6 protein-coding genes are annotated in these 8,091 nt (G+C 64.9%); 2 read left to right on the top strand and 4 right to left on the bottom strand.

Features of this window, described 5'->3' with window-relative positions:
* Positions 1-30: 30 nt before the first annotated feature.
* From V7Q81_RS07790 to hslO, 3 genes are all read right to left on the bottom strand, one after another.
* On the bottom strand, positions 31-1,218 hold the full coding sequence (locus tag V7Q81_RS07790) for an acetyl-CoA C-acyltransferase family protein (protein ID WP_333841691.1): 1,188 nt from the start codon (positions 1,216-1,218) through the stop codon (positions 31-33).
* Between the two features lie 171 nt (positions 1,219-1,389).
* Complete coding sequence (locus V7Q81_RS07785; RefSeq protein WP_333841689.1) at positions 1,390-2,244, bottom strand: DMT family transporter; 855 nt, start codon at positions 2,242-2,244, stop codon at positions 1,390-1,392.
* Between the two features lie 69 nt (positions 2,245-2,313).
* Positions 2,314-3,189 carry an Hsp33 family molecular chaperone HslO gene (gene hslO / locus V7Q81_RS07780; protein ID WP_333841687.1) on the bottom strand — a complete coding sequence of 292 codons (876 nt, stop codon included), beginning with the start codon at positions 3,187-3,189 and terminating at the stop codon, positions 2,314-2,316.
* A 179-nt stretch (positions 3,190-3,368) separates the two neighbouring features.
* Here hslO and glgC point away from each other — a divergent pair, with 179 nt between their 5' ends.
* Together glgC and V7Q81_RS07770 are read left to right on the top strand one after the other, a co-directional pair.
* The gene (gene glgC / locus V7Q81_RS07775; RefSeq protein ID WP_333841686.1) at positions 3,369-4,685 is read left to right on the top strand and encodes a glucose-1-phosphate adenylyltransferase; all 1,317 of its coding nucleotides are present in this window, start codon (positions 3,369-3,371) and stop codon (positions 4,683-4,685) included.
* Complete coding sequence (locus V7Q81_RS07770; RefSeq protein ID WP_333841684.1) at positions 4,685-6,385, top strand: glycoside hydrolase family 57 protein; 1,701 nt, start codon at positions 4,685-4,687, stop codon at positions 6,383-6,385. The genes glgC and V7Q81_RS07770 overlap by 1 nt, the downstream gene beginning before the upstream one ends.
* On the opposite strand, the gene V7Q81_RS07765 is transcribed toward V7Q81_RS07770, so the two are convergent.
* Positions 6,294-8,091: ArnT family glycosyltransferase (locus V7Q81_RS07765; RefSeq protein ID WP_333841682.1), on the bottom strand; the 1,798-nt coding region annotated here is incomplete at its 5' end. The two genes, V7Q81_RS07770 and V7Q81_RS07765, sit on opposite strands and share 92 nt — an antisense overlap.

Genomic DNA, 8,091 nt, shown 5'->3' with positions numbered 1-8,091 from the left:
GTGCTCCACCGCTCGCGGCGCCCCAGAGAGTCAGAGACGCTCGTAGACGGCGGCGATGCCCTGTCCCCCGCCGATGCACATGGTCACCAGGGCATATTTTCCCTGGATGCGCTGCAGCTCGTACAAAGCCTTCACTGTGAGAATGGCGCCCGTTGCGCCGATGGGATGGCCCAGGGCCACCGCGCCGCCGTTCGGGTTGGTCTTGGCCGGATCCAGCTCCAGCTCCTTCGCCACTGCGCAGGCCTGGGCTGCGAAGGCCTCGTTCGATTCAATCACGTCCATATCGGCGAGCGTGAGCCCCGCCCGCTCCAGGGCTTTTTTCACCGCCGGCACTGGGCCGATGCCCATGTACTTGGGATCGACGCCGGCGTGGCCGTAAGACACCAGGCGCGCCATGGGTTTCAATCCTTTTTTCTCCGCGTACTTCGCTTCCGCCAGGACCACCGCTGCCGCACCGTCATTGATACCCGAAGCGTTGCCCGCCGTGACGGTGCCGTCCTTCTGGAACACGGGCTTGAGCTTGGCTAGGCTCTCGGGATTCACGTCGCGGCGCACGTGTTCGTCGGTGTCGAAGATCACTGTGCCTTTCTTGCTCTTGATTTCGATGGGGACGATCTGCTCCTTGAAGTAACCCCTGTCGATGGCGTTGGCCGCCCGCTTGTGGCTTTCGACGGCGAAGGCGTCCTGGCGCTCCCGGCTGATACCCCACTTGGCAGCCACGTTCTCCGCCGTGATGCCCATGTGTACCGTGTCGAAGGGGTCGGTGAGTGCCCCCACCATCATGTCGATCGCCGGGGTGGCATTCATGCGTGCTCCCCAGCGCAACGCCGGCAACAGATAGCCACCTCGGCTCATGGATTCTGCCCCTCCACCCACAGCCACGTCCGCGTCTCCCAGCAGGATAGTCTGGGCCGCGGACACGATGGCCTGAAGGCCGCTGCCACACAGTCGGTTCAAAGTGAGCGCGGGCGTCTCATGGGGAAGTCCTGCGTTGATGCACACCACCCGAGAAAGATACATGTCTTTCGCTTCCCCGTGGATCACGCTGCCGAACACCAAGTGACCCACCTCCCTCCCGTCCACTTGGGCACGCTTGACCGCTTCGCGCACCACCGTGGCACCCAGATCAGTGGGAGGGATGTCTTTGAGGCTGCCGCCATAGTCGCCGATAGCGGTGCGCACTCCGCTCAACACAACGACTTCTCGTGAAGGGGTCATGGACGTTCTCCTTTGGGATCGTCAGGACTTGAAGCGCGCGTTACTCCGCGCCATTCGGGATGGGAATACCAAAACCAGTTTACGCCTCTCCCCCAGGCCCTGTCGAGCAAAAATGATGCGCCACAGCAATAGCAGCTATATTTATGTTTAATATAAGCTTTTTCACCAGCCTTAGCCGCGCATCACCAGCCATACGCCCGTGATGGCGAGGCCCATGCCCGCTATGGCCGTGGAACCCAGCGTCTCGCCGAAGGCGAGCCAGGCGAGTATCGCGGTTACGGGGGGCGTGAGATAGAACAGACTTGTCACCCGGGCCGCCTCGCCCCGGCGCAGCATGAGGTATAACAAGCTGATGGCTCCCAGGGAAAGCACCAAGACGAGCCAGCCCAGGGCGAACAGGAATTCGCCGCTCCACACGATGACCCGGGACTCCAGCCAATAGGCAAAGGGGGCGAGCACTAGGGCAGAGGCTGTGAACTGGATGAGGCTTGCGGCTGCCAGGTCCGCGCGAGCGCCGTGGCGCTTCTGGTAGAGGGTGCCCGCCGTGATGCTGACGAGTGCTAGGGCGGCCGAAGCAAAGCCGGCGAGCGGGATCCCTTCCCAGCGGAGCTTGTCCCATACCACCAGGGCCACACCGATGAGCCCCAGGGCGAACCCCAACCACTGGCGCGGGGTGACGCGTTCGCCCAGCAGCCGCGGCGCGACGACGGCGGTGGCAAGGGGCTGCAGGCCTACGATGAGGGAAACCACCCCCGCCGGCAGCCCTTGGTGGATGGCGCAGAATACTCCGCTCAGATAGCCAGCATGGAGCAGCACACCGGCCGCGGCCACATGGACAAGCTCCCAGGTGTTGCGCGGCCAGCGGGTGCCGAGCGCGGCGGCGAAGGGGGCGAGCAGGGCGACAACGAGAGCGAACCGCAGGCTGAGGAAGGTCAGGGGTTCGGCGTAGGGCAGGCCCAACTTCGCACCGATAAACCCAGTGCTCCACAGTAAGACGAACAGTCCCGGTGCCGCTCGCACCAGCATCTCGCGAGTCGCCGGGGACGGGGCGGTCGGTGGCGATTGCTGGGGGCTGACGTCGTCCTCCCCAAGCACTCAATGCCGCGTGGCGCTCGGGGCGGTCGTCACCGCCGCGGCGAAAAGCTGCTCCGCGTCCACCGCGTCGAAGCCATAACGGCGGTTGCAGAACTCGCAGCGCACTTCCACCGTGCCTTGTTCGGCAATGATGGCGCGCACTTCGTCGCGACCCAACATGCGCAGCATGGCCTGCACCCGCTCGCGGGAGCAGGAGCAACCGAAACGGACGGGCCTCGTGTCGAACACGCGCACGTCCTCCCCGTGGAACAGGCGTTGCAGCAGTTCCCGCGGGACACAGGCCAGGAGTTCGTTGCGGCTGACGGTGCCACCCAGGGTGATGGCCCGGTTCCACAGGTCGTGATCGGAAGAGGCAGTGCCGGGAAGCCGTTGCAGCAGCATGCCCACGGCCCGCTTTTCCCCTGCGGCCAGCCACAGGCGGGTGTCGAGCTGTTCCGAGCGCCGCATGTAGTGCTCGAGCACTGCGGCCACGCTTTCGCCTGCCAGATCGACGATCCCCTGATAAGTGCGGCGGCCCTCCCGGGGATCGAGAGTGATGGCGAACCTGCCGGATCCCACCAGTTCGCTGAGGGGGCCATCCGGCAGCGTCTCTTTCCAATGGGCGAGCCCCCTGAGGGCCAGCTCGCTGGTGCACTCCACCACCAGCAAGGGGATCGGACCGTCCCCCTGCATCTGCATGATCATGGAGCCGGAGTACTTCAGGGTCGCAGAAAGCAGGGCCGCCGCTGCCATGGTTTCTCCCAAGAGGTTGCGAACGGGGCACGGGTAATCCCGATCTTCCAGCACCGCCTGCCAAGTGGCGTCGAGGGCCACAAGCCCGCCGCGCACGCCGGCGCGCTCGAACAGAAATGGCTGGAGGATGTCGTGCTGGTTCATGGAAGACGACTCAGGCGTGGGCATTCCCCGTTACATTGACTCGGCGCTCGTCCCCGTGATTGACTTGTCGCCGGACATAAACGTCATTATAGCCCACTACGGCGGTGGACCGACTTCGTCGACATCCCCGCCTCGATCGACGAGAAGGGACAATACACTCGGCGTAAAGGAGGAAGAGAATGGGCGCGAGCCAGATCCAGAACGGCATTTCCGGCGCAAGCCGCGCCGAGGCTTCCACCCGCTTCATCAGCCTGCTGACCAAGAACACCATGGCGCTCATCCTGGCCGGGGGGCGAGGCTCCCGGCTCAAGCACCTGACCGACTGGCGGGCGAAGCCCGCCGTGCCCTTCGGGGGGAAATTCCGCATCATCGACTTTCCCCTGTCGAACTGCGTCAATTCCGGCATCCGTCGCATTGGCGTCATCACCCAATACAAAGCCCAGAGCCTCATCACCCACATCCAGCGGGGTTGGAGCTTCCTCGGCGGGCAGCTCGGCGAGTTTGTGGAAGTCATGCCCGCCCAGCAGCGCATCCAAGAAAGTTGGTACCAGGGCACCGCGGACGCGGTATTCCAGAACCTGGACATCCTGCGCTTCTACGAGCCCCAGTACATTTTGGTCTTGGCAGGCGACCACGTGTACAAGATGGACTATGGACGGCTGCTCGCCCACCATGTATCCAATGCTGCCGACTGCACCGTGGGCTGCGTGGAGGTGCCCCGGGAGGAGGCGAGGGCCTTTGGAGTGATGGCGGTGGACGAGAGTTTACGCATCACCGAGTTCCAGGAAAAACCCAACGAGCCTAAGCCCATTCCCGGTAAGCCGGAGCTGGCCCTGGCCAGCATGGGCATCTACGTCTTCAACGCCCCTTTCCTGTACGAGCAGCTCATCCGGGACGCGGACGAGCCGCGCTCGGAGCACGACTTCGGTCGCGACATCATTCCTTACCTGATCCGGCGCTACCGGGTGTTCGCCCACCGCCTGCAGGACAGTTGCGTGAACATGGTGGAGGACGTTCCCTACTGGCGTGACGTGGGCACGGTGGATGCCTACTGGGAGGCGAACTTGGACCTCACTACGGTGAAACCCCAGCTCAACCTGTACGACAAGGAGTGGCCCATTTGGACCTACCAGGAGCAGCTGCCGCCGGCCAAGTTCGTATTCGATGAGGAGGGGCGGCGGGGTGCGGCGGTAGACTCCATGGTCTCGGGCGGCTGCGTGATCAGTGGCTCCACCGTGCGCCGCTCCCTCTTGTTCTCGGACGTGCGGGTCAATTCCTATTGCACCATCGAGGATGCGGTGATCCTGCCTCACGTGCAAGTTGGCCGTCGGGCGGTACTCAAGAAGGTGATTGTCGACAGCCGCTGTGTGATCCCCGAAGGGCTGCAGATAGGCGTCAATCCGGAGGAGGACCGCAGGCGCTTCTACGTGACAGAGAAGGGAGTGACCTTGATTACCCCGGAAATGCTGGGCCAGCAGGTGCACCAAGTCCGCTGATGGCAGCCCATCCCCCCGTGCTGGAGCTGGTGTTCCTGTGGCACATGCACCAGCCCGATTACCGCGACTATCGAACCGGGGAGTTCACCCTGCCCTGGGTGTATTTGCACGCCCTCAAGGATTACGCCGACATGGCCCATCACCTGGAGCGACACCCGGGGGTGAAAGCGGTGGTCAATTTCGTGCCGGTGCTCCTCGATCAGCTGGAGGATTACGCCGAGCAGTTCCAGACGGGAAGCGTACGCGATCCCCTGCTCAAGCTCCTCCGGGCGCCAGACCGGGAGCTCCCGCTGGCGCGGCGCTTCATCCTGGAGGCCTGCTTCCGCAGTAACCACCGCACCATGATCGAGCCCTTCCCGCCCTACAAGCGGCTCTACGAGCTTTATCGGCAGCTCGTTGCCCAAGGGGAAGGGGGGCTTGCCTACCTGTCGGAGCAGTACCTGGCGGATCTGCTCACGTGGTATCACCTCGCCTGGACCGGGGAAAGCGTGCGGCGCAAGAGCGAGCTGGTGCAGCGCCTGATGGCCCAGGGAGGAAGCTTCGGCCAGGATGACCGCCATGCCCTTTTTCGCTTGATCGGGGAAGTGGTGACGGAGATCGTCCCGCGCTATCGGCGGCTTGCTGCCTCCGGTCAGATCGAGCTGTCCACGACGCCCCATTACCATCCCCTCGCCCCTCTGCTCATCGACTTCCGCAGCGCCCGGGAGGCACTGCCCGAAGTGCGCCTGCCTCAGGCCGCCTGCTATCCCGGGGGGCGCACACGGGTCGAATGGCATCTGGATTCTGCTCTGGAGAGTCATGCCCGCCGCTTCGCAGAGGCCCCGGTGGGGGTGTGGCCGGCAGAGGGGGCCGTGTCTCAACCTCTGCTCGAGCTGCTGGCGGGCCGCGGGGTGCGCTGGACCGCGAGTGGGCAGGCGGTGCTTGCCAACACGCTGCGCCGGGGCGCCGGCGGTCGACCCCTGGCCGATCCCGTCCACTACCTCTACCGTCCTTACCTGCACCACGGCTCGAGCGGTGAAATCACCTGTTTCTTCCGCGACGACCAGCTCTCCGACCTGATTGGCTTCGAGTACAAATCCTGGTTTGGGCGGGACGCAGCCAACGACTTCGTCTCCCGGCTGGAGGATATCCTGCGGCGTTCCCCCGAAGGAGGCCAGCCTCTGGTGAGCGTGATCCTGGACGGAGAGAACGCTTGGGAGTACTACCCTTACAACGGTTATTTTTTTCTCGAGGACCTCTACGCCCTGCTCGAGCACCATCCTCGCATCTCCACCACCACCTACCGGGACTGCCTGGCCAAGGCGAGCGCGGCAGCGCCGCTGCCGCCGGTGGTGGCGGGAAGTTGGGTCTATGGCACCTTTTCCACCTGGATCGGGGAGCCGGCCAAGAACAGGGCCTGGGATTTGCTCGCTGCGGCCAAGCAGCACTTCGACTTGGTGATGGAGAGCGGGCGCCTTACCCCTGAGGAAGCCCAGGCGGCGCACCGGCAGCTCGCCGACTGCGAGAGCTCGGACTGGTTCTGGTGGCTGGGTGACTACAATCCCGAGCACGCGGTGGCGAGCTTCGAGCAGCGCTTCCGCGCCAAGCTGAGTAACCTCTATCGCTTGCTCAAGCTGCCCGCGCCGGCGGCCCTCTCGGCTCCTTTGAGCCACGGCCACGGCGAGCCCGAAGCGGGCGGGACCATGCGGCGCGCTTCCTGAGGCGCCGCTCAGGAAAAGCCGCTGTCACGGCAGCCAGCCGCCGCGCACCCTTCGCCGACTCGGGCGGCTTTTTCTTGTAGAGCACCCATAGCTCGTTCTTGTCCCGCGGTCGACGGCCCTCCCAGACCTTTTCCCATTCCCCGGTGGGATCGGTCCATTGGCGGGGATCGCCTTGCACGAGAAGCCAGGTGCATGAGCTTTCGCTGCCCGCGGGGACGGGTCGGGTCACGATGTCAGCGAAATACTCCAGCATGGCCCGTTGTGCCTTGCCGAGGTTGAGGCTGTCGAGGCAAGGCGGGTTGACCGGAAGCGCGGCGCGCAGCGAAGAGACCACCGCGCGATAGGTCTTAGCATGATCGATGTAGCCGATGAGGAGCGACATCATCAGGGACCATACCAGGGTGAGGCCGCCGCACCATGCCAGCAGGGGGCGCTCCGCGTTTTTTCTCAGCACGGCGAGCAGGGCGACCCATGCCACCGTGTAGCCGAGCCCTATCAGGAAGGGAATCGGGCGGAAGCCGAAGGTGTAGCCTGGGCGCATGCGGTCCAGGTGCCGGAACAGGCGCTCGGGTACCTCCAGGGCAAGCGGCAGCCAGTAAAACCACGCCACCAGCGCGAGCACGCTGAAGCCGAGCACGGCGAACCAGTACAGGGAGTTGGCCGCGCCGCGGCGCAAGGTATAGATGCCGGCACTCGCGAGAAGGGCCAGGGGAATGAGCAGCGGCAGGCCCTCCACGTCCCGGGCGCTGGTGGAAAGACTCGCACCCACGAGCATCACCAGGAAGGCCACGGCGGGCAGGTGCACGCCGGGGTGTCGGAACCCACTGCGTCCCTCATGCCACAGAGCCCAGGCGGCCAGGGGCAGGGCCGGCCAGGCGAACCAGGGCAAGGCGCGCACGTAGAATGAAGCGCTATCCAGCGTGAGGGAGGCCAGTCCCGGAAAACGCCCCAGATCGGCGCTGAGCCATAGGGAGAAAAGCGCCGGGGAGTGGCGGTACAGCAGATAAGGCCACGCGATGAGCCAGGGTAGGGCGAAGGCGAGCCCCAGCGCCAGGCAGATGGCCACGTTGCGGCTGCGCCACAACGGCGAGGCGGCGGCTGCGCACGCTACCACGGCTGCACTCAGCAGGGGGGCCAAAAGCCCCTCTGACAGGAAGGCCACGCCAACGCCGGTACCGAAAAAAGCGCCTCCGGCCCCTGGGCGCCGAAGCCCCATCGCCAGCCCGTAGAAAGCGGCCGCGGCCCCGGCGAGCAGGGCCACGTCGGCAATGATCTGGTGACCACGAATGATGAGACCGAAGCAGCCCACTAGGGAGAGGGCACTTACCCATCCGTAGCCGCGCCCGTAGAGCTCTCGCCCGGTGAGACCGACGAACAGGAACGTGAGGGCCATGAAGAAGCCGGTGGCGAGCCGGGCGCCGTCGTGCAGCGGCAGCAGGGGGGAGAAAAACCAGGCAAAGGCGGCCGCCACTACGTAGTACAGGGGGGGTTTTTCCAACACCGGCTCTCCCGCCAGCGTAGGCACCAGCCATTCGCCAGTGCGGACCATGTGGTACACGATGCCGAAGTTTTCCGCCTCGTCCGGCTTCCATGGGTCGTGGCTCAACAGGCCCGGAAAGATCCATGCCGCGATCACCAGGGCGAACAGCCATCCGGGGTGGGGCGGCTCCTGGTACTTCGCATACGGTGATTGAGGGGGGCGGAAG

Source organism: Pelomicrobium sp., from assembly GCF_036803785.1.
GTDB lineage: Bacteria > Pseudomonadota > Gammaproteobacteria > Burkholderiales > UBA6910 > Pelomicrobium.
This window is presented reverse-complemented; position numbering and strand designations above follow the sequence as displayed.